The 22,451-nt window shown below is 44.1% G+C and carries 26 protein-coding genes and 2 pseudogenes; 15 read left to right on the plus strand and 13 right to left on the minus strand.

Annotation, left to right across the window (positions count from 1 at the left end; translation table 11 throughout):
* Nucleotides 1-11: 11 nt before the first annotated feature.
* Nucleotides 12-2,024 (minus strand): M1 family metallopeptidase, encoded by a 2,013-nt coding sequence (locus QD47_RS14715; protein ID WP_044646843.1) that lies wholly within the window; start codon nt 2,022-2,024, stop codon nt 12-14.
* Between the two features lie 124 nt (nt 2,025-2,148).
* Here QD47_RS14715 and QD47_RS14720 point away from each other — a divergent pair, with 124 nt between their 5' ends.
* Nucleotides 2,149-2,655: a YwhD family protein gene (locus QD47_RS14720; protein ID WP_044646844.1), complete on the plus strand. Its 507-nt coding sequence runs from the start codon at nt 2,149-2,151 to the stop codon at nt 2,653-2,655.
* A 52-nt stretch (nt 2,656-2,707) separates the two neighbouring features.
* Nucleotides 2,708-2,869: pseudogene (locus QD47_RS30785) on the plus strand (helix-turn-helix domain-containing protein); the annotation flags it as partial.
* 182 nt (nt 2,870-3,051) lie between these two features.
* Here the strand turns inward: QD47_RS30785 and QD47_RS33915 are convergent.
* A complete protein-coding gene (locus tag QD47_RS33915) occupies nt 3,052-3,141 on the minus strand; it encodes a putative holin-like toxin (RefSeq protein ID WP_305954445.1) in 90 nt (29 codons plus the stop codon).
* 614 nt (nt 3,142-3,755) lie between these two features.
* On the opposite strand from QD47_RS33915, the gene QD47_RS14725 reads away from it, so the two are divergent.
* The gene (locus QD47_RS14725) at nt 3,756-4,262 is read left to right on the plus strand and encodes a PTS sugar transporter subunit IIA (protein ID WP_044646845.1); all 507 of its coding nucleotides are present in this window, start codon (nt 3,756-3,758) and stop codon (nt 4,260-4,262) included.
* 118 nt (nt 4,263-4,380) lie between these two features.
* Here QD47_RS14725 and QD47_RS14730 read toward each other — a convergent pair whose 3' ends face one another.
* Complete coding sequence (locus QD47_RS14730) at nt 4,381-5,130, minus strand: MBL fold metallo-hydrolase (RefSeq protein ID WP_044646846.1); 750 nt, start codon at nt 5,128-5,130, stop codon at nt 4,381-4,383.
* A gap of 223 nt (nt 5,131-5,353) precedes the next feature.
* On the opposite strand from QD47_RS14730, the gene QD47_RS14735 reads away from it, so the two are divergent.
* Entirely contained in the window at nt 5,354-5,899 is a 546-nt protein-coding gene (locus QD47_RS14735) for a histidine phosphatase family protein (RefSeq protein ID WP_044646847.1), read from the plus strand.
* Between the two features lie 161 nt (nt 5,900-6,060).
* On the opposite strand, the gene QD47_RS14740 is transcribed toward QD47_RS14735, so the two are convergent.
* A complete protein-coding gene (locus QD47_RS14740; RefSeq protein ID WP_044646848.1) occupies nt 6,061-7,002 on the minus strand; it encodes a helix-turn-helix transcriptional regulator in 942 nt (313 codons plus the stop codon).
* A gap of 191 nt (nt 7,003-7,193) precedes the next feature.
* Between QD47_RS14740 and QD47_RS14745 the strand changes: the two genes are divergently transcribed.
* Entirely contained in the window at nt 7,194-7,415 is a 222-nt protein-coding gene (locus QD47_RS14745) for a hypothetical protein (protein WP_082067190.1), read from the plus strand.
* 28 nt (nt 7,416-7,443) lie between these two features.
* Nucleotides 7,444-8,307, plus strand: coding sequence for an NAD(P)-dependent oxidoreductase (locus tag QD47_RS14750; protein ID WP_044646849.1), 864 nt, complete (start codon nt 7,444-7,446; stop codon nt 8,305-8,307).
* 132 nt (nt 8,308-8,439) lie between these two features.
* Here the strand turns inward: QD47_RS14750 and QD47_RS14755 are convergent.
* The 3 genes and pseudogenes from QD47_RS14755 to QD47_RS14760 all read right to left on the minus strand — a co-directional run bounded on the left by QD47_RS14755 (nt 8,440) and on the right by QD47_RS14760 (nt 10,162).
* Nucleotides 8,440-9,247: pseudogene (locus tag QD47_RS14755) on the minus strand (pentapeptide repeat-containing protein).
* A gap of 351 nt (nt 9,248-9,598) precedes the next feature.
* Complete coding sequence (locus QD47_RS34155; RefSeq protein ID WP_354454516.1) at nt 9,599-9,673, minus strand: putative holin-like toxin; 75 nt, start codon at nt 9,671-9,673, stop codon at nt 9,599-9,601.
* Between the two features lie 96 nt (nt 9,674-9,769).
* Nucleotides 9,770-10,162: a VOC family protein gene (locus tag QD47_RS14760; protein ID WP_044646850.1), complete on the minus strand. Its 393-nt coding sequence runs from the start codon at nt 10,160-10,162 to the stop codon at nt 9,770-9,772.
* 251 nt (nt 10,163-10,413) lie between these two features.
* On the opposite strand from QD47_RS14760, the gene QD47_RS14765 reads away from it, so the two are divergent.
* The gene (locus tag QD47_RS14765) at nt 10,414-10,884 is read left to right on the plus strand and encodes a hypothetical protein (RefSeq protein ID WP_044646851.1); all 471 of its coding nucleotides are present in this window, start codon (nt 10,414-10,416) and stop codon (nt 10,882-10,884) included.
* Nucleotides 10,885-11,028: 144 nt separating this feature from the next.
* Here QD47_RS14765 and QD47_RS14770 read toward each other — a convergent pair whose 3' ends face one another.
* Nucleotides 11,029-13,086 carry a transglycosylase domain-containing protein gene (locus QD47_RS14770; RefSeq protein ID WP_044646852.1) on the minus strand — a complete coding sequence of 686 codons (2,058 nt, stop codon included), beginning with the start codon at nt 13,084-13,086 and terminating at the stop codon, nt 11,029-11,031.
* A 318-nt stretch (nt 13,087-13,404) separates the two neighbouring features.
* Between QD47_RS14770 and speE the strand changes: the two genes are divergently transcribed.
* Both speE and QD47_RS14780 read left to right on the plus strand, forming a co-directional pair.
* A complete protein-coding gene (gene speE, locus QD47_RS14775; RefSeq protein WP_044646853.1) occupies nt 13,405-14,232 on the plus strand; it encodes a polyamine aminopropyltransferase in 828 nt (275 codons plus the stop codon).
* Between the two features lie 334 nt (nt 14,233-14,566).
* Nucleotides 14,567-15,859 carry an MFS transporter gene (locus QD47_RS14780; protein WP_044646854.1) on the plus strand — a complete coding sequence of 431 codons (1,293 nt, stop codon included), beginning with the start codon at nt 14,567-14,569 and terminating at the stop codon, nt 15,857-15,859.
* Between the two features lie 180 nt (nt 15,860-16,039).
* Here the strand turns inward: QD47_RS14780 and QD47_RS14785 are convergent, their stop codons facing one another.
* Nucleotides 16,040-16,621: an LOG family protein gene (locus tag QD47_RS14785; RefSeq protein ID WP_044646855.1), complete on the minus strand. Its 582-nt coding sequence runs from the start codon at nt 16,619-16,621 to the stop codon at nt 16,040-16,042.
* Between the two features lie 12 nt (nt 16,622-16,633).
* The gene (locus QD47_RS14790; protein WP_044646856.1) at nt 16,634-16,948 is read right to left on the minus strand and encodes a MazG nucleotide pyrophosphohydrolase domain-containing protein; all 315 of its coding nucleotides are present in this window, start codon (nt 16,946-16,948) and stop codon (nt 16,634-16,636) included.
* 106 nt (nt 16,949-17,054) lie between these two features.
* Here QD47_RS14790 and QD47_RS31645 point away from each other — a divergent pair, with 106 nt between their 5' ends.
* On the plus strand, nt 17,055-17,183 hold the full coding sequence (locus QD47_RS31645; RefSeq protein ID WP_268794249.1) for a DUF3626 domain-containing protein: 129 nt from the start codon (nt 17,055-17,057) through the stop codon (nt 17,181-17,183).
* A gap of 94 nt (nt 17,184-17,277) precedes the next feature.
* On the opposite strand, the gene QD47_RS14795 is transcribed toward QD47_RS31645, so the two are convergent.
* Together QD47_RS14795 and QD47_RS14800 are read right to left on the minus strand one after the other, a co-directional pair.
* The gene (locus tag QD47_RS14795) at nt 17,278-17,724 is read right to left on the minus strand and encodes an AbrB/MazE/SpoVT family DNA-binding domain-containing protein (RefSeq protein ID WP_044646857.1); all 447 of its coding nucleotides are present in this window, start codon (nt 17,722-17,724) and stop codon (nt 17,278-17,280) included.
* Nucleotides 17,725-17,777: 53 nt separating this feature from the next.
* Nucleotides 17,778-18,260, minus strand: coding sequence for an AbrB/MazE/SpoVT family DNA-binding domain-containing protein (locus tag QD47_RS14800; protein ID WP_044646858.1), 483 nt, complete (start codon nt 18,258-18,260; stop codon nt 17,778-17,780).
* A gap of 177 nt (nt 18,261-18,437) precedes the next feature.
* On the opposite strand from QD47_RS14800, the gene QD47_RS14805 reads away from it, so the two are divergent.
* Nucleotides 18,438-19,871 carry a helix-turn-helix domain-containing protein gene (locus QD47_RS14805; RefSeq protein WP_044646859.1) on the plus strand — a complete coding sequence of 478 codons (1,434 nt, stop codon included), beginning with the start codon at nt 18,438-18,440 and terminating at the stop codon, nt 19,869-19,871.
* 194 nt (nt 19,872-20,065) lie between these two features.
* Nucleotides 20,066-20,254, plus strand: coding sequence for an aspartyl-phosphate phosphatase Spo0E family protein (locus QD47_RS14810; protein WP_044646860.1), 189 nt, complete (start codon nt 20,066-20,068; stop codon nt 20,252-20,254).
* A gap of 5 nt (nt 20,255-20,259) precedes the next feature.
* Here QD47_RS14810 and QD47_RS14815 read toward each other — a convergent pair whose 3' ends face one another.
* Nucleotides 20,260-20,505, minus strand: coding sequence for an AbrB/MazE/SpoVT family DNA-binding domain-containing protein (locus QD47_RS14815; protein WP_052646776.1), 246 nt, complete (start codon nt 20,503-20,505; stop codon nt 20,260-20,262).
* 398 nt (nt 20,506-20,903) lie between these two features.
* Here QD47_RS14815 and QD47_RS14820 point away from each other — a divergent pair, with 398 nt between their 5' ends.
* From QD47_RS14820 to QD47_RS14825, 3 genes are all read left to right on the plus strand, one after another.
* Complete coding sequence (locus tag QD47_RS14820) at nt 20,904-21,416, plus strand: hypothetical protein (protein ID WP_044646888.1); 513 nt, start codon at nt 20,904-20,906, stop codon at nt 21,414-21,416.
* A gap of 374 nt (nt 21,417-21,790) precedes the next feature.
* Nucleotides 21,791-21,919 (plus strand): hypothetical protein, encoded by a 129-nt coding sequence (locus QD47_RS33740; protein ID WP_268794250.1) that lies wholly within the window; start codon nt 21,791-21,793, stop codon nt 21,917-21,919.
* Nucleotides 21,909-22,388: a hypothetical protein gene (locus QD47_RS14825; RefSeq protein WP_044646861.1), complete on the plus strand. Its 480-nt coding sequence runs from the start codon at nt 21,909-21,911 to the stop codon at nt 22,386-22,388. The genes QD47_RS33740 and QD47_RS14825 overlap by 11 nt, the downstream gene beginning before the upstream one ends.
* The last annotated feature ends 63 nt before the right edge of the window (nt 22,389-22,451 follow it).

The following is a 22,451-nucleotide window of genomic DNA, read 5'->3' on the forward strand; positions in this document are numbered from 1 at the left end:
CTATAGACACCTCACCATGACAGACTTCCAAGCAGTGTCTCCAGCAGCTTGGTTACACTTATGCTCCAACGGGTCTGGGTTTTTTCGTTCAGTTCGTCCTTCAGACTGTTATTGATATGCTTGTTCTCCAGCGCAATCGTGTACAGTGGATCAACAATCACATGGGAGACCGGGGATGCACTTTTAAGTCGATAGGTGGTGCTTTTGCCCATGCCGTCCCATGCCTTGAATATCGTTGTACCGTCCTTGAAGGTAACTTGAACAGGGACCTTGGGATAATCTGCCCCTTTTTTGCTGAGTGTGATGGTTGCTTCGTATCCGTTGGCCAGCTTGCGGTTCGTAATGCGATCCACTGAAAAATCCGCCATCTGGCCGTCGTATACATATTGTTCAAAATAGTGGCTCCACGAACGTCCGGTGACTCTTTCGACGATACGCTGAAAATCCTGTGAGGATGGATGCTTGAATCGGTAGGTCTGGACGTAGGTACGCATAATTCGGTCCATTTTTTTTACGCCGACCTGGCGTTCAATGCCACGCAGCACCAGCTTACCCCGAGAATAGGCATTTTGTGCATATTTAATAGCTGAGCCGTACTTCCAGGACTCACGGTTTAACGGCTGCGGGGAAGATACCTGTCCAGACTGTAACGGCAAGTTGGGGATAAGTCCGTACTCTTGCTCCATGAGCCGTTCCTCTGCATAAGAGGTAAAGCCTTCATCCAGCCATGGTTCCTCGAATTCGTTGTTTGCCACCATTCCATAGAAATATTGATGCCCAATCTCATGAACGACTGTCCGCTCCAGACTATAGCCTGGATTCAGGTTATCAGCCGCTGCAGCCGTAATGAGTGTGGGATATTCCATGCCGCCCGCGCCGCTGCCTGCTTTGGGTGGTACAACGATGGACAGGGTCGAATATGGATAAGGTCCGTACCACTTGCTGTAATAGGAAAGAGCGGCCTTGGCTGCACTCATATAGCGTCCCTTGAGCTCTTTGTGCGATGGGTCGAGATACAGCTTGATTTTGACACCCGGCACCTCGGCAGAGGAAAATGGCTCTTCTGCGGCTACAAAATTCGGTGAAGCGGCCCATGCAAAGTCGTGCACGTCATCGGCATAGAACTGATATATTTTTTGTCCATTTTGCCGGACTGCTCCACGGGTGGGGAATCCAGTTGCAGCCACGATGTATGTTTCAGGCACTCGAATCCGCACACTGTAAATTCCGAAATCGGCGTAAAATTCGGAGTTTCCATGATACTGATGCAGATTCCAGCCTTCCTCGGCGCGTCCACGCTGTCCTGCGGTTTCGTAGACGCTAAGTTTGGGAAACCATTGACCCGCCATGACAAAATCATCTGTTGCGCCCATACGTGCGAAGATGGCGGGTAGCTTTACCTCAAACTTCATATATAATGTAATGCTTTCACCACCTCGGACTGGCTTGGGGAGACGTACCTTCATGAGCGAGCGGTCGTTCACGTTACCGTCATCCGGCTGCACGTATTGAGTCCGGTGCAGGAGGGATAAACCGTCTTCCGTTTTAAGTTCAGTTAGTGTCATGGAGCCAAAGCCGTTCTTGGGCATGGTGTCGCCGCGCAGCTTGCCCCCGGATTCCTTCATGAAGGTGGTTTCCATGGAAGAGAAGGCATTGGGGTACAGGTGCAGATATAGATCATTCACGGTTTTTGTGCCCGGATGCTTCCATGTAAGCGTCTCGGTGCCCCGCAAAACCTGTCCTTCCTCCAGGGACACGTCAATGTGGTATTCCACCACACGCTTGCTGAGAATTTCCGAAGCGGGCTGTGGAGGACTTTGGGGTACGTCAGGCAGGATGTTTGCCCCCAGGGGCTTGCCCATGTTTGGCGCAAGCGCAGACTCCGACTGGGAATCGTACGGCGGTTTGCCCAAGGATTGCGGATCGGACTTAGATTCAGGCTGCCAGGCAAACCATAACGTCCCTACGAGGAGACCGAGGGCTAGTGTAGACAATAAAACGATTTTGGTGCGTGCTGGGGTCATACAATGGATACCTCCCGTTGACAAGCATCTACAGCATGTATATGTTTGCTTTCGGGAGATTATTAGTTAAAATATTTATAGTGTAGAATGAGTGTCAAGACGGAAAATGGAGGCTTAGTGACGCATGAGTGAAAATCAGCCGGACGGCAAAAAACAGATTGCACTGAACATTGTCAGTGGCAAGAGTAAACATAAGGGCTTCGGCGCAGGTTCAATCGACCTGAACAGCATGTCCCCGGTCATTATTGACCGCGGCGAGGCCAAAATTGATGTCGGTGCCATGCATGCCAAAAGTAAAGTAGAACGCGGGATTAAGTTTTCTACCAATAAAGAGGATGTACCAAACGGACGCCAGGTGTGGCTGGTATGGGTAGCCGTGGATCGTACACCCGAAGGACGTGTGTACGGTGGCGCGACTGCCTGTGAGATGCTGATTGACGACGAAGCCAAACGCGGCTGGAAAATCCTCGCCGATCACGTCAACCGTATGGATTACGCGCTCAAGCGTCGTTTCATGCTGGAGGATCTCGGCAGTGAGGATAAAGCAGCACTCAAAAGCCTGCTGATTTCTCATAATGAGGAATGGTGGGACGCTTCGCCTGAGGAATTGAAGCAGGCGCTGGAAGGGTAAGCGGAAGATCAACCACTGAAGCAGTTTCTCCGTATTTGGAGGAACTGCTTTTTTAACGGAGCTGAGGAGTTTATCGGGACTTAGCAGAAATTCAATCAATAAATTATATCGTGAAACGAATATAGAAACGACCAAATTGGAAACTTTGTTTAAGCTTTGTGATGCTTTCAATTGCAAGCTTTCATACCTGATAGAATATGTACTGAACAAGTAAATAGCAGAGGAATCAGTAAAATTTTTGAATGAAAAAACTGTATTTACGTAATAAAATGAGCTATACTGAGGTAAGAATAGTAAAGGAGCCGTGCGTCAACACGACTCCAGTGTACAAAAACTGCTTAAAGAGCAGTCGGCAGTAAGGTTCAGAAGTAGATCGATACCTTGTAGGGGGGCGGTCTACTTCTTTTTCATGTAGGTAAGCAATGCCAGAATGAACATGCCAAACATGATCATCAAAGAAATTGCGTCTTTAACCTCCATGGGCATCACCTCCCTTCGGGGAGACTAGCCGACCGCCCTTTTAGCCGTATGTTGTACTAGGAAAGTATACCATAAAAAATACTTTTTTGAGAGTAAAAACACTTGAATACGTAATTGTAATAGCAAATGGCTCGACTGAGATAGGCTTTATCTATGGTGGTTATACCATTCCTACCTATTAAGTGGAATAACTATGTATTAAGGCAGATAAATGATGCTATTGTATTTTGGGGATTAGGCCTTGTGGCTATTCTATTAGGTATGAAGTCAGATTTGGAAAGCGTTAGTAACTACATAGGAGCATAACATTTGCCTTCGGTGAGATTGGATTACATGTTAAAATGTTTTGAATATAATCAAAGAAAATGAACTTCTTGAAAGGATCTAACCCATGATTTGTTGGAGCATATCAAAGTAACAAAATCATAATTGTCGATATATGTGGTTATTTGACTGATAGCGCCTTGACATCCTGGAAAGGCATTCACTATAATTCAAATATAAATCGGTTCCAAAATCCGGTTTTTATTTATTTCTTTTGTGGAACCGGTTCCTAAAAGAGTGTAGTTAAGTCCTGCTCACTGTTTATGAATGTAATCTGTAAATAAGGTGGCATCGTTATGTTTAAATGGTTGAAAAAGAAGGCGGCTCCTCGTATTGAAGAATTCGACATGGTAGCACCAATTAAAGGACAAGTGGTTTCCCTTGAAGAGGTTCCAGATCCTGCGTTCTCTACGAAGGCTATGGGGGAAGGCATCGCTATTCATCCGTCTGAAGGCAGGGTCACGGCTCCTTTTACGGGGAAAGTCGCTCATGTGATGGAGAAAAGCAAGCACGCCCTGATAATTGAGCATGAATGTGGTGTACAAGTTTTGATACATGTCGGGATTAATACCGTCTCACTCAAAGGGCAGGGCTTTAACCCTCATGTCCAAACAGGCGATAACGTTAAAGCGGGGCAATTATTGATGGAGTTTGATCTGAACGCTATTCAACAGGATGGCTTGCCGGTAATTACTCCGGTAATTGTTCCAGACGGGCAAGAAATGATCAGTCATGTGGAAATATTGGAAGGTTCGTCTGCTTCTCCTGATGCACCTGTATTGAGAGTCTATTTGAAAGCCTAGTCAGCATTCAGCTTCCTACTGCGTAAGATCATTAGGTAAATTCTTAGGGTTTAACAGTAAAATATGTAGGATAAGACTAACTGGAATCTCTGGTTAGTCTTTTCTTTAGATAAGTAAGTCACAAACCGCATATTTCAGATATCCGCCGATTACAATTGCCTCCGTAAAGCCCTCCATGAAAGCAAATCACTTTTTTAATATCATAGGGGAGCAGATTTTTAAGAGATTCCTTCGCCATGTTAAAATCATGACAGTATTGTGGATCTGGCCCCTGTAGCTCGCCACTCACTACGTTCAGAGCATCTCCTGCAATCAAAGTTTGACTGGTCTTATGATAGAAGCTTAGGTGTCCCGGTGTATGACCAGCAGTATCTATAACTACGATCCCTCCACAGAAGGGCAATTCCTCCCCGGCAACGATCGTGGAGTTTACGGCAGCCTTCGGGGGATTTTCAAGTGTACGCCGGAATGCATATCTCCACTCTACTGAGACGGATTCGGGCATGGAGCTTACAGCTTGAGTTATCGCTTCTGGTGTCAGCTTTATAAGCTGCTTTTCTCCCTGTATATAGGGCTTTTCGATAGAACTGGCAAACACCTGAACTGGGGATGGACAAGTCCGGATTACATCTGCTAAACTGCCGATATGATCAAGATCCTGGTGTGTTATGAATATGGAGGTAAGTTTATGGATGGTGAATCCGGTACTTAGAATAGCCTCTTGTAAAAGCGGTAATTGCCCGGGGTAAGTCGTGTCCACTAAAATCATATTATCTTCGTCCCACATTAAGGTGGGGTGAATGCTCTCTGTTCGTCCCATGATGGTAGAAGAAACCTGAAGTATCTGTATTCCCTTGTCCAATTGCATCGAATCCTCCTAAAAGAGTTGATGTAATACAAAGGAATCGTATCACGAAATTAAAATATGTAAACCTTAATTATAACATAAAAATAATTATTTGTCAATATGTAGAATTCTAAATTTGTGTGACAATGACTCTTGCAAAGAGTGCTTTTTTACTTTATTCAGGTTTAATCAGAGGTTCATGAAAGTAGAAGTGTAACTAACTTTACTGGTTAGGAGTGATTACGTGAAGAAGATTTACTTTGCGAGACATGCCAAAGCAACAGGACAGGAGCCAGATGCCCGACTCACCGATGAGGGTATCCAGCAAGCTGAGCAGTTGGCTGATTTTATGGAGAATGTAGGTGTGGAATATATCGTATCCAGTCCGTGGGAACGGGCCGTGCGAACCATTCAGCCTTTGGCTGAACGGAAACAGTTGCAGGTATATACTGATCTACGTCTTCAGGAACGGGTGCTTAGCCGTGTGCATTTAGATCATTGGATGGACGTGCTGAAACAGACCTATCTGGACGAGGATTTGAAGCTGGAGGGAGGGGAATCATCCCGTGAAGCGGCAGATCGAGGAATACAGCTTGTTCAGGAGCTTATAGAACGGACAGAAAAAACGATCATCATTGTAACTCATGGGGCTCTGTTGTCACTTCTCATTCGACATTACGATTCGCAGTTTGGGTTTGAGGAGTGGAAAACACTTTCGAATCCGGACGTATATTTGCTTGAAATCAAAGAAGCAGAAGCCCAGATTCGCAGAGTGTGGACTACGGAGTGAAATTAGTGAAGTGCGTTTACCATAGAGGTTTAAGTATGATTGGAATCGAAAGGGGCGGCGCAAGTTGAGTGCAGGGGTGATATTTATGATTATCGTCCATGACACACCTCTGAGCCTGTCACTCTAATTCAGAGCAGGCTCAGAACAATTTGAAAATATGGCTAAGCATATTGGCTCAGCAGATCATGGAGTTTATTTTTTATTTGTTCACGTACTACTTGAGGTTGCTTTACGTTTGCTTCCATGCCAAGCCCAAGAAAAAAATGTACCGCCCATGTCGTAAATGATGAACTCATTGTTGTACGAATCGTGCCCGAGCCATTCTCATTCAATTCGATAGATGGTGCCAACCACAAGTCTGACTGACATCGACGTACACCTTCGGATGTTAAATCTACTTCCAATTCTGCCATATCACTTTCATCCATGCGCATAACCCATTGCTCAATATGATCCCCGTTCATATCGATTTTCTTACTTTGGTCCCCTTCGTCAAAGAAATCCTTCACTCGATCCACACGGAACACTCGATAATCCTCTGCAAGAAAACAATAAGCCTGGCAATACCATAATCCGTTCATTGTATAAATACCGAGTGGCTGGATCATCCTTTCTCGACGCGTGGCTGCTTCATAAACAATTGTAATGACGCGTTGTTCCAGCGCACTCTCCAGTAGATCTCTTAAGAAAGGCACTTCTATGTCATGCGGAGGTATCCAGAAGACAAGCCGCTGCTGCATTTGTTCGATCTTTTGCTTAAGTTCACTAGATAGATAATGAAAAAACTTGTGCAGGGCCATGTCCACTTCGTTTGTGAAGGGGAGGGATTTGTAATTGCGTAATGATTGGCAGGCAAAAAACAATGCCATCGTTTCATGCTCTGTGAAACTGATTGGTGGTAGGACCTTCTCGCGCAGCACTCGATAGCCACCTCCAGGCCCTGTCTGAGAATATAGGGGAACTCCGAGTTCACTTAGCTCCATCAGATCACGAATCATGGTTCGACGTGAAACGCCACATTCGTCGGCTAACTCCTGTATGGTAAATTTTTTACGTTCATTTACTAACATGATGAGCTGAACGAGCCGTTGTGCTTTGTGCATAATTTGCTCCTTCTTTTAAAAGAAAATAAATAATAGTGACAATAGTTGGCACTATTATTACGTATGCTTAACCTCGAAGTCAAGGTACACACATCTGGAATAACAGTGAGTCAAACTTATTTCGCATTAAATGACTGTGATATAAGGTGTGAGGATGTTTTTTGAATGAAGAGGATGAGGAGAGTTTTAAGATGAAGAATGAGCAATATGTAATGGAGTTAGTAGAGCGTCAACTGCTACATACCTCTGACGAAACACAATGGACAGACATTGTATATTGGTCTGATATGCAAATGGCAGTGGCGGCGATGGAAAAGCTCAAATCTGTGCCTGCTTTCCAAACGTTTGCCTCTATGATTGATTCTAAAGACATTCATTTACTACATCTGATTCCAGTGAATCTGGAAACGTAAAGAAAATAGAATGGAGAATGTGAATAATATGAACAGCGTATCTGTAATAGGTTTGGGCTCTATGGGCGTTGCAATCGCTCAATCGTTACTTCAAAGTGGTTATAGAGTTACGGTATGGAATCGGACAAGTGAGAAGGCTGAACTGATTGTGAAGGCAGGCGCGGTTTTGGCCCCTAATGCAGCAGCAGCAATAAGCGCGAGCGCAGTGTCAATTATCTGTGTATCTGATTATGCAGCTTCGTATGATATTCTGGACACGGACGAAGTGAAAGTGGATATGGCAGGACGGATTCTCATCCAGTTAAGCACTGGAAGCCCACAGCAGGCCCGAGATTACGAAGCGTGGACTCAAAAGCACCATGCTGAATATATAGACGGAGCTATAGTAGCTTCTCCTACCCAGATGGGACAGCCAGAAGCTACGATTTTTTCATCCGGTTCTCCTGCTGCATTTCAGAAGTGTGAGCCGCTACTTAAAAGCTTGGCTGGAAATGTATTGTACTTGGGAGGGCAGGTTAGCGCAGCTTCTACGACGGATTTGGCATTTCTTTCGTATCTATTTGGTTCGTATCTCGGTTTTTTCCACGCTGCACGTATTCTTGAATCAGATGATCTTCGTGTGGATACCTTTGGGGCGATGATTGCCCAGATATCTCCCGTTATTGGCGGGGTAATAAAGTATGAGAGTGAGTTAATTCAGAGCGGAGCTTACGATAAGCCACAGAGTTCTGTGAATATGAGTATGGTTACCGTGGATCTTCTCATGGAACAGGCTCGTGAAGCAGGGATGAATAATGAATTCCCCGTATTTGCCCAAGGTCTCTTTAAAAAGGCTTTGGATGCAGGGTACGGTGAAGAGGAAGTGTGTGCTCTAATCAAGGTGATGCGTTAGGATCACGAACAGTCGGGAGTTAGGTTCAACAATAGACCACTATCATAGGTAGCGGTCTATTGTCTTTTGTATAAACTCCTCGAAGTCTGCTAGATAATTAGAAAGAAATCAGAAAAGAGAAATCTATAAAATCTAATTTAACCAATGGTCTGGAATGCTTAGAGAAGGGGGTAATTTGGTTTTACAATTGCCTTTAGCGAATTTAATTGTGCTTGTGTAAGAAAAATACTTCCTTCGAGATTAGCTCCACTTAAATCAGCGTCTCTGAAATCTGCACCGATAAGGTCGGTCATTCTCATATCAGCTTCTCGGAGGTCAGCAGCAATAAGTAAAACTCCTCTCAAATTGGCACCTCTAAGATTAGCCCCTCTTAAATTTGCACCGATAAGGTCTTTTTGCTTAACTTTTTCACGCACTAATTCACTTGCTTGTAGAAGTAAACCATTAACAAGTGCCCTATGGGTTGGTACGTGAAGATCTATGAGGGATTTTGGAGTTTGATCAGTAAGTTGCCGGTTTTCGCCATAGCTTTTTGTAAGTCTGTATAGATGGGTTGAGTTTCTTCTAAGCTAAGAGCTTCATTTAAGTAATAAAGCATTTCGTAAAGCTGTTGCATGATGGGAAATACATTGAACATTTCCTCAGCTATTGCCGGGTTGTCTCGCCAACTTTTTCCGTTGTACATAACTTGAGGAATCTTTTGACCTGCCCCAAAGCAATCATATACAGTACAGCCTCGCAAGCCGTTATTTCTTAGATTCTTATGAATACCACAACGATAATCCGCTTGCAAGTTTTGACAAGGAGTCCCTCCATCCTTGTTAAAAGCAAAATCAGCAGATTTTGCATAAGGTAAAGCTACACAGCATAAACCAAAACATTTTTCACAATCTGCACTAAAATTTTTTTGAATATTGTTATTGCTTAATTTATTAGACAATTTCACACATCCTTCTACTAACAAATATCAAATTTAATATTATAATCAAAAAAAGATGGAATATTGTTTTAATTATACCCGTTCATATTTAGGAAGAAAAAGATAACCGTAAAAGTTTGGTGTTGTCTCGCTTATTGTAAACAGACAGGAATTGACCAGTATGTTTTTTATTCAATATAACATGCTGTAATTTGTCTGGAACGGAATCGCGAATTTGTTGAAAGTATTGATCGCATGAAGTAGATAATTCTATGTAATCTGTTTTTGATTCTAGGAGATTAGCGTATAATAATTCTAATCGTGTACGGCAGTAGGGTCGAATGGTAGACTGATACCTTGGTTAGGGGCGGTCTACTTCTTTTTCATGTAGGTAAGCAATGCCAGAATGAACATACCAAACATGATCATCAAGGTAAAGGTCAGCATGTGATCATGAATGCACTTCAATAATAAATAACCCGGCTGAGATCAGAGTTATCTTAGTCGGGTTATTTTGCAATCGGGATATTAGGACATCGCAGGTTACCCTTTTGCCAAATTCAACTGCCATGAAACTCCGTACTTATCTTGAACCCAGCCAAATAGTTGGCTTACGGGCGAGGCTTCGAGCGGCATTAGTACTTGTCCTTCCTGCGATAGCTGATCAAACACGCGGTGAATTTCTTCTTCCGAGTCACAGGTGACGAACAGCGATAGGGCCGGAGAAAAAGGGTGCTTGTCCTGATGATTTTGGTCAATAGCCATGAAGGTTTGTCCTTTGAGGGTGTATACAGCATGTAACACGGTTCCATTCTCTTGATGGATTACGCTAATAATATCGGACGGCTTAAACACAGAGGTGTAGAATTGCATGGCTTTTTCTGCTTGACCGGAGAACATGAAAAATGTTGTAATTTTTGGACTAGAATCTTGCATGAGGTCAACTCCTTGGACTGTATATTGGATGTTAACATCTTCTCTCTTTTTTAATGGAAATATTCAACGATAAAAGAAGCACGTCATGAAGAAAATCATACTCTCGGACAGGGAGTTAATCGGGTCAGGATAGAACTTTTGATGAAATGGGACGAAATAGCGGAATGCGGCGACGGTATGGGGATTCGCCCAGTCCAAGGGCTGATGTCCCGCATAGGATACATCAGCCTAGAACACAAGGAGTGAAACACATGTCTTTAATGCCACAGGTCCCTTTCGGAACGCAACCGGGAACTCCGGGTCCATTCACACCGTCCGGTCCCTCGCTTCCACAATTTCCTGGCACACAGGGTTCGTTCCCGTCACCGATGGGACCACCACCCGGGGGAGGGTCTTTTTCGCCACCGCCGCAGGGGCCTTTTGGCCCTATAGGACCGGGATCCCAAGGTCCACTCGGACCCCAAGCTCAAGCGCCAACAGCCCCACCACCGCAATTTACGCCACCAAAGCCACTGGTCACGGCCTATGCTATTGACCCTTTAGCCATCTCCGGGTGTTTGTTCCGCAACACGTTTGTATGGCTGACGAATGGGGAGCGCTTCTGGCTGTATCCCATCTTTGTAGGCAGAACATCCGTAGCGGGATTTCGGTGGAATGGTCGTTTCTGGACTTATTATGGTGTAGACACCAACCGTATCGACTCGTTTAGCTGCTTTTGGTAAGCAAACCTTTGGGGAAAAGCGTACCGGAAGGGGAAGCTGCGGATAATCGTGGCAAGAGAGATACATGGGAGATATGAGGAAATAAAATGAAGTAAAAAAGGACTGAGAGAAGCGCTTATAGCGTTCCTTCAGTCTTTTTTGTTGTTACTCCATCCACCATCGCTTGAAATTGCTCCACCATGATTTCTTTTCTGCCTGCCGCTCCGCTTGGTCAGTCTGTGGCGCTGTCGGTGGGTTATCCTGTCCTGACAGCGATTCCTTCGGCTCCGTGCCGCTGACGAATACCTCCAGCCGCTTATCCGGACTGTCCGGCGCAGCCAGCTTGCCACTGGCTGGATCAATATAGGCGCTGACTACACCGTCAGGGATGGGAAAGATTTTGGGCGGCACATTCTCCAGCGCTTTCTCCGTATATTGCGCGAAAATCGGTGCCGCCCGCCGGGCATCCTGCGTGCTGATGGCCTTGCCCTTGTCATAGCCGACCCAGACGGCGGTGGACAGCTCGGGTGTGAAGCCAACCATCCACGCATCGGTGTTGGTTGTGCCGCTCTTCCCGGCAACCGGGCGCTTGATCAGCTTTGCGACCCGGTTGCCGGTGCCGCCTTCCTCGAACACGCCTTCCATAAGGCGTGTGAGGACGTAGGCAGAGGCGGGCTTCACTACCTGCACCGGAGCGGTCTGCGGTGCTTCATAGAGCGACCGCCCGGCCGCATCAGTGATGCGCAGCACCGCCACCGGGGCGACCTTTTGCCCGCCGCTGCCGATGACCGAGAAGGCCGAGGCCATCTCGAACGGGCTGACAGGCGATACGCCCAGCGCGAGGGAAGGCACGGGCTTCAGCTCGCTCGTAATGCCCATTTTGCGGGCGAGGTCCATGACCTTGTCTGTCCCCACCTTCAAAATGGTGCTTACAGCATAAATATTATCGGACGCCGCAATCGCACGCCGCAGATCGATTTCGCCCAAATATTTGTCTCCAAAATTTTTGGGCTTGTAGGTTTTACGGTTGTTGTCGTAGTGGAACAACGTCGGTCGGCTTTCGAACTTGGACGTACTTGTCAATTCGCCAGAATCCAGTGCGCTCAGATACATAATCGGCTTAAAGGACGAGCCGGGCTGCCGGGTTGTGGCAAGTGCATGATTATACTGATTGCCGACATAGTTGGTCCCGCCAACCATGGCCTTCACATGCCCGTTGCGCGGGTCAATGGAGATCAACGCCGTTTCCAGTCCGTTGCTGTTCTTCATGCCCTCGTCTACAGCCGCCTCGGCTGCTTGCTGCATGTGCATGTCCAGCGTGGTATAAATGCTTAGGCCGCCATGCTCCAGCACACTTTCACTAATTCCCAGCTGATTCGTTGCAAGCTGGCGGATGTAGTCGCGGAACCAGGGGGCTGTTTCTACCGTCCGGCGCTGGCTCTCGGGCCGCAGGGCAAGCATTTCCTCATAGGCCTTGGTAGCTTGGGCCGGAGTAATTTTGCTGGTGAGCGCCAAGGAATCCAACACAATTTTTTGCCGATCCTTTGCGTTTTTCATATGATTATACGGCGAATAATAGGTCGGTCCCTTCGGAATTCCTGCCAGCAGGGCGCTTTCAGCCAAATCCAGATCTTTTGCTGATTTACCGAAATACATCTGCGAAGCCGCTTCAATGCCGTAGGCACCGTGACCATAATAGATTTCATTCAAATACATCTGCAGCAGCTCTTTCTTGGTGTACTTCATTTCAAGCTGCGCGGTATAGATGGCTTCCTTGGCCTTACGTGTCCATGTTTTCTCATGAGATAGATACAAATTGCGTGCAAGCTGCTGAGTCAGCGTGCTGGCTCCTTGCGACATATCCCAATGGGTCAGATTGACAAGCACGGCCCTGCCCAGGCCTTTGAAATCAAAGCCAAAATGATCGTAAAACTTCCGGTCTTCCACAGCCAGTGTAGCTGCAATCAGATCGGGTGAAATCTGATCCAACTGGACAGGAATGGATTCCTTGCCTCCGGCAGAGAAGGTGGCAATGACTTGGCCCTGGCTATCGAGCAGACGCGAATTCCGGTCCGTATCCGCGAGCGGGAGACTGGTGGTATATAAATAGGCGAGCAGAATGCAGGCAGCGATGACCGTCAGAATGGTGAGTGACAGCAGTCCCTGAAACCATCGAAGCCAGAGCGGCTTGCGTTTGGGGAATTGCCCGGTTGTAGCGGCCATCCTGCCACCTCCTTCCATGGTTGATGTTCTCAGTATTGTCAATCCGAAAGCGTCTATTCATCAGATGCGTGTACGTGTACATTTTATACGAGATCGAGTCTAAAAAGGCTTTTTCAGGCTATCCAAGTATCGCCTATAAGCAAAAAGTGTGAAAGTACAGTGTGTTTGGTACAATAAATATAGCAAACACGGCGTGTGCGTATTGCAGATATTAAGGAAGTCAATGTTTATATTGCCACGACCAGAACCGCGAGGGCGCGGCCTGAACGATAAAAGGATTGTCGGACACATAATTTGATGAGAAAGAAGGTTGAAATGATGGACTTGTGGTTTACAGAGAAGCAAACTCCCTCTTTCGGCATTACAGCAAAAATCAAACAAACGTATGTCTCCGAAAAAACGGAGTTTCAGGATCTGGCGATGATCGAGACAGAGGAATTCGGCAACATGCTTGTACTGGATGGTATGGTAATGACTACCGTGAAGGATGAATTCGTATATCACGAAATGGTAGCACATCCCGCTTTGAATACCCATCCGAATCCGAAAAAGGTTCTGGTTGTGGGCGGCGGCGATGGCGGCGTTATTCGTGAGGTTATCAAGCATCCTGAAGTGGAAAAGGCTGTGCTGGTTGAGATCGATGGCAAGGTGATCGAATATTCCAAACAATATTTGCCCGAAATCGCCGGGAAGCTGGATGAGCCCAACGTAGAAGTACTGGTTAATGATGGATACATGCACATTATTGAGCATAAAAATGAATACGACGTGATTATGGTCGATTCAACAGAGCCAGTCGGTCCGGCAGCGCCGCTGTTCGAGCGCGGTTTTTACCAAGGTATATTTGAAGCGCTGAAGGAAGATGGTATTTTCGTGGCGCAGACGGACAACCCTTGGTTCAAGGCTGACTTGATTCAGAAGGTCAACAAAGATGTGAAGGAGATTTTCCCGATTGTACGTGTATACGGTGCGAATATTCCAACCTATCCGAGTGGTCTCTGGACATTCACGCTGGGGAGCAAGAAGTATGATCCGTTGGAAATAGACGAGGCTCAAATTCCAGAGATGGATACTCGGTATTACAGTCCCCGTATACACAAAGCGGCGTTTGTATTGCCTAAATTTGTGGAGGATTTAACGAAATAGAGAGCAAAACGAGCTAAATATACATTCAAATATCATCGTGTTATGACATAAAATAAATGTAACTGTATTTTAAGAAGCGTCGAAGTACTCTTTATCGCCTATTTTTGGAGGAAAAGAGCGCTGTAGGCGCTTTTTTTATTTTGGATCAGGTTGGAAAATGGGCTTGAAAGCAGATTGGACACCGAATTTCCTATAAAGATAAAAGAAGGAAATTTAAGGTTATGCGTAGAATATACAAAAAACCAGACATTTTACAGAATTGTAATATCAACAAGGGGAGGTCTGGTTATGGCAATACATAATTCGGTGATGTACCAAAGAGGGGGAAATTTTTTTGATCAGACGCTCTTTTTATTATCTGTGGGGGTCTCAGACGATCTCCAACGTAGCAGATATCATCTACATGTTGAGTGTAGTGGTATTGGTGTTCAGCTCAAGTAATTCTTTAATGACGACCATTTTGATTCCGCTCTTCCGATTGTCTGCCCAAGTGCTTAGCGGGCTCGTTGCACCGATAGTCCTCGGCCGATTTCGACTGACGCGTATTTTGCTATTTTCCCAATTTGGGCAGTTTGTCATCTTTACGCTGTTGCTGCTTTATTTGTGGATCACGCCTGATCAGAGGTCGTTTCTGTTCATTTTCGTGATGGTGTTTGGTATGTCATTTCTGGATGGCTGGACCAACCCGGCACGTAATGCGCTTGTACCCCGATTGGCAACCGGCGAAGGACTGATGCGTGCCAACGGCATGGTGGCGGTCAGTGATCAAGTGGTTAAATGTGCAGGCTGGGCGTTGAGCGGAATTATTGTGGCATGGCTCGGTTCCCTGAATACGCTTGTGATCGCATCCTGTTGTTATTTGGTGGCTGTAACTATTACTTCATTCATTCGTGATCCGCTGGATCAAAAGGAATTAAGCCCCGAATCTTCAGAGTTTGCCACGAGCGGGTCAGAAACAGCAAAAGCAAAGGAAAAAGGCTCTCACTGGAAAGAGCTTGGGGAAGGCTGGCAGATCATTTGGCATAACCGCCGCATTCGTTCTTTGATGATCGTGGATAGTGTGGACACCATTGGAGGAACCTCCTGGCTTGGCGTATTTATTCTGGCGTATGTTACTCAGGTGCTGCATCAGGATGCAAGCTGGTGGGGCTTTATGAATGCCTCCTTTTTCTCGGGTACGATTCTGGGCGGACTGCTCGTCGTTGGCTTGGTCAAGCGACTGCAAAGAAACAGCTTTCTGTACATGCTCGGAGCGTTGCTCGTATATGTGCTGATTACGGTGGTGTTTGCGCTCAATACGATCCCAGTCGCTGCGCTTGTTCTTTTTGCTGTATCCGGCTTACCGGTTCAAATGGCAGGAATTATTCGCCGTACCTTGCTGCAAACGAGTGCCCCGGCCGCTCAGCTCCCTAAAGTGATGGCGGGTATTGATGTGCTTACGAATCTCGCTTTCGGCCTATCCTTGTTATTCCTGGGCTGGTATGCAGACCGTTTCGGCATGGTGCAGGTGTATTTACTGGCTGCGGCTATGACAACCATTGCCGTTCTGATCGGTTGGTTCTATCGCCGTGATTTTCAGGGAAGTGAGCAAATGGATCATCCAACCGCTACGGGCGCTGGTATTTAAATTTGGTGTTCTCGTTAGGCGTGACATCGTTCACTGGATGACTACATAGTTAAATGCAGGTGTATAACCTGTAATTTCTCTCAATTTCACAGGAACACCACTGGGATGATGTTGACGGTGGTGTTCCCTTTATATCATTTGGGACAATATGTCTGTTGATCCATATGTACCATTCTAATGTCAGGTCTGTTTGCTCGTGATATATGTTTTGACGGCAGGAGGAGTGTAATTGGTAAATTGTCGTAGGATTCCTTGCGGAGTAGTATCCGTAATTACCATCGCACGATATTTTTCCTGCATAAATTGTTCCTCAGCCATACGATCAAACAAGGAAATAAGAGGATCGTAATAATGGTTAATGTTTAAAAGGCCACATGGCTTTTCGTGCAAGCCTAATTGTGCCCATGTAAAAATTTCAAAATATTCTTCCATCGTACCTGGGCCACCTGGTAAAGCAATAAATCCGTCCGAAATCTCTGCCATTTTAGATTTTCGTTCATGCATGGAATCAACAACGATTAGTTCGCTCAGGCTATTATGCGCAATTTCACGGCTTTGCAAAAAGTGAGGGAGCACACCGATGACGTGACCTCCTGCATGAAGTACCGCATCAGCTACTGCACCCATTAAACCAACGCTTGCTCCTCCATAAACCAGGCTTATCTCTTGTTCGGCAAGTGCCTTGCCCAGAGCAATAGCATGCTCTCGATAAATCGTAGACGCTCCATCACTGGAACCGCAGAAAACAGCAATGCTTTTCATATTAGATCCCCCTTATGAATATCTCTTTGCAAGTTTTTGCTGGTGTGCCCGAAATATGTCTTCCAAGGTGATGTCATACTTGTTGGCGATCACGATAAGATTACCCAGTACGTCTCCAAGTTCTTCTGTTAAATGTTTCTTGTTATCCTCGAATGAACCATCGATCTCATCGGGACGGTCTCTGCCGATTTCCAGGGCGCGAATGGCTCTCGCAACCTCTCCCGTTTCTTCTGCCAAGAAACCAATTCGGACGAATATATCTAAATCCGACCAGCTTCTCTCCTGGTAATACTGCTTTACCCATTGTTGAAATTCATTAATATCCATATCCAGCCTCCAAATATAAACCAATGTATAGGTGTCGGCTATACACAAAACCTCAAGGTTTAGATAAAACCGAAACGTTTGTTCGTGTTTTTTTTTATTATATAAGATGAAAGGGTATTTTTCAAAGAAAAAATATTTTTGGAGCGACCGTGGAACTTATAAAGAGGTACTTCAAGAACTAAAATTATTGTGGCATGTTTTAGTGAGGGTCAACGGTTATGGATGGACTACATAATAATTTCACAATTTTCTAATGTAGAGTAAGAACATAAGCCAAACCTGTCATGTAGAAGGCTTGGCTTATATGTCTGTTAACATGTAGTGACAATCTACAATAACCTTTTGAGTTGAGATACACGGCTTTGTGACACGCCAAGCCATTTTGCATATTCATTTTGTGTTGCATTAGGATATCTGCGCATGAGTTCTTTTAGGCTTTCGATCAGATTTTGTGATGACTGATAAGTCCGCTTTTCTGTACACGTATGTTCCTTAACAACAGGAATCGGTATTGGACTGACGCTTATATTCCCCTTCAATTCGACAGTACAGTTCTTACATAAAAGCGAACCCCTGAAATACGTTAGATTTTCAGTTGAGTTACACAGCTTACAGGAAGCGCCAACATATTTTTGCATACCCAAGAAGCCTGTTTCATGATCGGCAAAAAATTCTATTGAATCACCAATATCCAAGTTCATGGTGGTACGGATTTCTTTTGGAATAACGATACGGTTTAATGAGTCCAATCGGCGCAGCATACCTGTATTTTTCATATAATAATCCCTCCTGAACTGGAATGATAAAGAAGAATAGAAGCGTGGCAGAATCATTGCTTTTTCCTGAAATATTGATGTTTCTCTAGGATCTGTTTGAGCTGGCTGACCCGGGCTTGTGATATACGTAACATATCGGCGTATTCTTGTTGAGTGGCGTTAGGATGCTTTTCTAACAAATTCAAAAGCAATTGGGCCATGACTTCCTTCGGCTGGAGCATCCGTTTATCTGTTTCTGTATCTTGCACAGGTTTCGGTGTGAGGTTATTTTTAGCTTTGGATATGAAAGCGAATTTGATCATATTTATACACCTATTGCATATGAGAGAGTCTTTATAAGCGCTTAATCTTTCGGTTGATTGACAGAATTTACAGGATTGACCGATGTATTTTTTTAAAATAATTATGCCCTTCTCTGTGTCTATAAAAAATTCAACGGTATCCAGAGGTTCAAAATCGCACGTATATAATATTTCTTTGGGGATGGTGAAGCGACCCAAATGGTCTAATATTCTCGTCATGGCAATGTATTTCATGTCAAAAATCTCCTATTAAAAAGATAAGAAGCAATAAAATAGAACTATTCTTTATTGTTCCAATAGATGGTATAATTATGAATGGGTAAATGATTCATTATATTATATGTTTTCCAACTATAGGATTTATTGAAATGAGAATCATACTACAGTTCAAGTTGAAAGGGTGGTTTATACATGGAAATCACACCTGGGATAAGAGCAGAATTAGAAAAATACCTGGAACAAAAAGGGTTGAGCAAGACCGCGTTTGGACATATCTCGGGATTGAATCCGGGTACCGTCAGTGGTATTGTGACGGGCAATAAGTCCATTTCCGTGAATCAATTGGATCTGATTACGCTAGGAATGGAGTTACCACCGGATCATTTCTATGAGCGTTATATTGAAGAGTATATTATTTATGAACCGCTGAACTGGCGAAAAATTAGACCGTACTTGCACCGATGTGTGGAGCTTCATCGGCTCGATTGTTTAAAAAGAGTCGTCTATCTATTGCTAGACCATGCTACCTATCCATCTTTGCTCTATGGGGTAGCCGAAAATATTTTCAAAGACGGGTATAATGAAGCCGCTGCTTTTCTGTATACAAAGGTGGCTGAGAGTGAGAAGCATCAGCACTCAGAACGACTTGCCGTGTGCCAGTATCGCTTGTTCACAATAAATATTGGGAAAGACCAAGCGGTTAACCTTGAAGCCGCCGCTAAATTTGAATCGTTTATCAATCGTTTGGATGAAATGGATCAGCTTGATGCATTAAAAGACTTAGCGAATGTATACAGATCCATGGGCTATTGGGACAAGACATATACATTTGCTAAGGAAATGAGACGGCTAGGGAAAATGCAATATGACATGGTTCACAACTCTGGACGTAAGGAACAAGGGCTACGAAAGAAACTAAGTAGACCACTTTTTGTATATATAGCCTACGGTGATCTGTTATGTGCAAATGCATGTGATGCCAAAGGACATTATGATCAGGCATTAGAGCATCTCCGTGCACATACTGATTTAAGCTGGGTAAAGGAGCAGGATTCAGACACACTCCACTGGATGGGCTTATTTCAGCAGTGGGGAAAAATGAATACGTACGTGAACAGGCTTATGTCAGGAGATGTTAGCGTGCTGCCGGATTACGTAGAGTATATGGCGGGCGAGCAACAAATTTTTGCCGAACTCTTGAACGTTATAGAAGCCGCTAATCGGTACAACATGGATGTGGATCATATCCTCCAGCGCTTTGAGTCTCAAATTGCAGCCTATCAGGAGCCATCGTCTGCTGACCTGTACTCACAGCAGGTTTTACCGGAACAGTACGTACGGTTTTGGTATAAGATGGCCAAGTACAGCCTAAATAAAGGTAGATATCCATATGGTTTCAAATGTTTAATAAATGCTTTTGAAAAAGCTGTTACAATAAACCATGCACTACTTATTTCCAATTGTTCAGGTTTGTTTGGCCGTTTCAGAGTGCATGCCGCTCCTGAAACACTGTCTTGGTACGAAAAAATGTCTCAGGAGGTGTGGGAAAAAAATGATCAAAAAGATGGCTTTGTTCTTGACAGTAACTGGCTTTTTACTGGTATTTGCACTACCAGTCCAAGCTAATCATCAAGCTCATGGCATAGTCCAACTTCAGGATTACATCGGTGGTGCATAAATCAAGGATCAATTCATTACCATTGACCAGCTTAAAATGCTGGTCTTTTTTTGTTTTATTTTGCAAATTTTTGGTTGAAAAAAATAATGATTCGAATTTGCTCATTCCATCCTAAAATGAAATACATTAGGAGGGAATGTCAATGAATACAGATGAAACGTTACAACAACAAATGGAGAATGCCCGGCAGCAGCTTCATGATCTGTTTGAACAGTACGGTTTCGGACATGCGTGTGTTCTTGAGCAGTCTATGTTATTGGATGAACTTATTAATCAGTACAACCGTATGTTTCAGACCCAAAAAACTTACAAAAATATGCAACCGATGTAACCAGATCATACTGCTTTCAGCTCGCGTATACATGGAATACAAACGAAGGAATCTCTATAAGGCATCAAACTATGATTAGAGCCACATAACCTGCATTGTTTTTTTACTATTTGAATTAGGATGATGCCTTGTTCTTGTAAAGAAAATTCCAAATCATCTTGTTTTTCAATGCCCAATCCTCTCCTTATGTCCATCGGTAAAACGATTCTTCCGAGAAAATCCAGCTTCCTCACCCATCCTGCTCTATGCAAAACTAATCCCTCCCATCACATAACGAATATGATTGTATCACGATATCTATAAAATGACTTATTTGAAATAAAAATACATTATCATGTCATAAAATGTAATAAATTCGGTGTAACGGCTGTTATATGGGAAACGATTATATTCAACGTATGTAATTTTATTTTAAAGGGGGACATGCAGAAATGGTTTACGTTACGGTTCAATTCCGTAGCGTGCCTTTTATATGGAATGGAAATCCATTTTATTGTTGAATAATTACAATAAAAGACTTATAATGTAAATGAATATAACTACCTGTAAAAAACCTTATTGATCATGAATGCTCTAATAGTTTCTATACATACTGGTTGATTGATAAAGTACACAGGTTAAAAAAATCAAAGAAAGTGGGCTTATGAGTATGAAGAACATTAAAAAAGTTTCTTTGCTTTCTGTCTTGTCTTTAGCTGTTGCCATTCCATTAACTGCTTCTGCCACAGCTACTACGGATGTTGCACCAGCTACAACTGACTCAACAGCAGTTTCCCAATCTGCAAACACATCGACCGATGTGAATACACCAAAAGTGGGGGATCATGTCATTACTCCTCAGGCCACTGATCCTGTGCTTGATGTACGACTTAGGGGTACAGAAATGTCAAAGCCTTTCACCATTCGTGCAGGGTATGGATACGTTAAAGTATGGGTACGTAATTATGGCAGTCAAAAAATTAAGTTAACAGTAACTCAAGGCTCAGGTGCAGGCACGGTTAAGCTTAGTGGAACTATATATCCCGGTGAAGATTGGTCTTCTCCTATTAACTCAAGTGCTTGGTCTACCGGAGATTTTTATGTTAACCTCACAAGTGGTAGTGCTGATATGTCGGGTCAAGTTTCAGTTCGTACAGGTACTACAAGAGGCGAATTGGAATAATAATATCAAAACCGCTTACGAGTGTTGATCAGGTCGGCCAATGTGCCGGCCTTTTTCTATTAGGGAGGGATTGGCCTTGGGCATGGAGAAATTATGATACAATTTTAATTGAAATAATTACCATTAATTAAAATTTTATGAGTACCTACAAGTAAGATCGCATACACTTCCTAATCTTTCGATCACGGATGGGAATTGGTAAAAGTATCACCTATCAACCAGTTTTAAACAATGGCTTGGGAAGATGGGGGTTTTTACTGGTAAACATTTTGTGAGGCTACAGAGAAAGTCCAAACCGTTGAGAGTGACCGGGTTCAGTTTTGTGAAAACGCTATTATTTAAGATTCTAATCTAAAGCTCAGGAGGCTATTCGGATGAAAAAAGAAAAAATGATGCTCGCTCTCTTGTGTATTCTTATCATCACCGGCTGCAATGATGCTACACAGCAGCCAGATAGCGGCAAACCCAATGTTCCCTGCTCCAAGTGTACGAGTGGACGATAGCAAGAAAGATGCATCTCTTAGCTATGCACAATATCGTGATTTATTCATGGATATGTCCGAAAAGCTTCAATTGGCACCCTTTAATTTTCTGGAAAGTACCCAAGGGAATAATATTGTTGCCATTGAAAAGGATTGGTCATTTGGTGCCAGGTCGATGTTAACCCGTGATGGTAAGCCAACAGACGAGGAAACGCAAGAGAGAATCATCTATAAGAAAAAAGATGACACGTTGTTGCTTATTGATCTGATCTATCTGAAAGATACCTTAAGTAATGACTTGGTATTTTGGCCGACACATGAAACGGAAGCATATAAAAAAGAAGCCGTACTGCAATCTTTTGATGAAGCCATGCTCACTTACAAAAATGTAATCGTTAAAATTACACTCATTTCAAAAAGGCAAAAAGCTGACTTGCATGATATGCAGTCAGTCCTAAAGTCTGTAACAACTTTCATGAAAAAATATTAATCTTATTTAACGAAGTACCCTCTGTTTTAGCGTACATCACAAAAAAAGCCGATTGCAAAAGAG

Origin of the sequence: Paenibacillus terrae (genome assembly GCF_000943545.1) — a bacterium.
Taxonomy (GTDB): Bacteria; Bacillota; Bacilli; order Paenibacillales; family Paenibacillaceae; genus Paenibacillus; species Paenibacillus terrae_A.

What these genes read in the sequence shown, in the direction of transcription:
- QD47_RS33740 (WP_268794250.1), top strand. Translation starts at nt 21,791, where the DNA reads ATGAAAAAAGAAAAAATGATGCTCGCTCTCTTGTGTATTCTTATCATC.
- QD47_RS14820 (WP_044646888.1), top strand. Translation starts at nt 20,904, where the DNA reads ATGAAGAACATTAAAAAAGTTTCTTTGCTTTCTGTCTTGTCTTTAGCT.
- QD47_RS14760 (WP_044646850.1), bottom strand. Translation starts at nt 10,162, where the DNA reads ATGCAAGATTCTAGTCCAAAAATTACAACATTTTTCATGTTCTCCGGT.
- QD47_RS14765 (WP_044646851.1), top strand. Translation starts at nt 10,414, where the DNA reads ATGTCTTTAATGCCACAGGTCCCTTTCGGAACGCAACCGGGAACTCCG.
- QD47_RS14730 (WP_044646846.1), bottom strand. Translation starts at nt 5,130, where the DNA reads ATGCAATTGGACAAGGGAATACAGATACTTCAGGTTTCTTCTACCATC.
- QD47_RS14750 (WP_044646849.1), top strand. Translation starts at nt 7,444, where the DNA reads ATGAACAGCGTATCTGTAATAGGTTTGGGCTCTATGGGCGTTGCAATC.
- QD47_RS14745 (WP_082067190.1), top strand. Translation starts at nt 7,194, where the DNA reads ATGAAGAATGAGCAATATGTAATGGAGTTAGTAGAGCGTCAACTGCTA.
- QD47_RS14790 (WP_044646856.1), bottom strand. Translation starts at nt 16,948, where the DNA reads ATGGATATTAATGAATTTCAACAATGGGTAAAGCAGTATTACCAGGAG.
- QD47_RS14785 (WP_044646855.1), bottom strand. Translation starts at nt 16,621, where the DNA reads ATGAAAAGCATTGCTGTTTTCTGCGGTTCCAGTGATGGAGCGTCTACG.
- QD47_RS31645 (WP_268794249.1), top strand. Translation starts at nt 17,055, where the DNA reads ATGAAAGGGTATTTTTCAAAGAAAAAATATTTTTGGAGCGACCGTGGA.
- QD47_RS14740 (WP_044646848.1), bottom strand. Translation starts at nt 7,002, where the DNA reads ATGCACAAAGCACAACGGCTCGTTCAGCTCATCATGTTAGTAAATGAA.
- QD47_RS33915 (WP_305954445.1), bottom strand. Translation starts at nt 3,141, where the DNA reads ATGCCCATGGAGGTTAAAGACGCAATTTCTTTGATGATCATGTTTGGC.
- speE (WP_044646853.1), top strand. Translation starts at nt 13,405, where the DNA reads ATGGACTTGTGGTTTACAGAGAAGCAAACTCCCTCTTTCGGCATTACA.
- QD47_RS14800 (WP_044646858.1), bottom strand. Translation starts at nt 18,260, where the DNA reads ATGAAATACATTGCCATGACGAGAATATTAGACCATTTGGGTCGCTTC.
- QD47_RS14805 (WP_044646859.1), top strand. Translation starts at nt 18,438, where the DNA reads ATGGAAATCACACCTGGGATAAGAGCAGAATTAGAAAAATACCTGGAA.
- QD47_RS14720 (WP_044646844.1), top strand. Translation starts at nt 2,149, where the DNA reads ATGAGTGAAAATCAGCCGGACGGCAAAAAACAGATTGCACTGAACATT.
- QD47_RS14715 (WP_044646843.1), bottom strand. Translation starts at nt 2,024, where the DNA reads ATGACCCCAGCACGCACCAAAATCGTTTTATTGTCTACACTAGCCCTC.
- QD47_RS14795 (WP_044646857.1), bottom strand. Translation starts at nt 17,724, where the DNA reads ATGAAAAATACAGGTATGCTGCGCCGATTGGACTCATTAAACCGTATC.
- QD47_RS14770 (WP_044646852.1), bottom strand. Translation starts at nt 13,086, where the DNA reads ATGGCCGCTACAACCGGGCAATTCCCCAAACGCAAGCCGCTCTGGCTT.
- QD47_RS14810 (WP_044646860.1), top strand. Translation starts at nt 20,066, where the DNA reads ATGAATACAGATGAAACGTTACAACAACAAATGGAGAATGCCCGGCAG.
- QD47_RS14725 (WP_044646845.1), top strand. Translation starts at nt 3,756, where the DNA reads ATGTTTAAATGGTTGAAAAAGAAGGCGGCTCCTCGTATTGAAGAATTC.